The sequence below is a fragment of the Delftia sp. ASV31 genome (genome assembly GCF_016428765.1).
Lineage (GTDB): Bacteria > Pseudomonadota > Gammaproteobacteria > Burkholderiales > Burkholderiaceae_C > Comamonas > Comamonas acidovorans.
Genome location: NZ_JAELTK010000326.1, coordinates 1 through 301, shown reverse-complemented (window position 1 = coordinate 301; position 301 = coordinate 1). Strand labels below are relative to the sequence as shown.

The 301-nt window shown below is 73.4% G+C and carries 1 protein-coding gene; it reads left to right on the top strand.

Translation table 11 applies throughout. The annotated features are described in order from the left end of the window. A partial coding sequence (locus JHD82_RS29660; protein ID WP_199140500.1) for a hypothetical protein occupies positions 1–181 on the top strand: 181 nt, incomplete at its 5' end. Between the last annotated feature and the right edge of the window lie 120 nt (positions 182–301).

Below are 301 nucleotides of genomic sequence, written 5' to 3'. Positions count from 1 at the left end.
CCCCCCCCCCCCCCCCCCCCCCCCCCCCCCCCCCCCCCCCCCCCCCCCCCCCCCCCCCCCCCCCCCCCCCCCCCCCCCCCCCCCCCCCCCCCCCCCCCCCCCCTTGTCAAGCAGAAGACGGCATACGCGATCAACGTCAGCGTCTCGTGGGCTCGGAGATGTGTATAAGAGACAGGCGTGAACCTGGTGGTGATCGAGTCCACCGATGCCTACGCAGGCATGCTGCGCAATCTGGCCCTGTCACTGTCGCTGTACAGCGGCCAGATGTGCACCACCACGCAGAACCTGCTGGTTCCGGCCG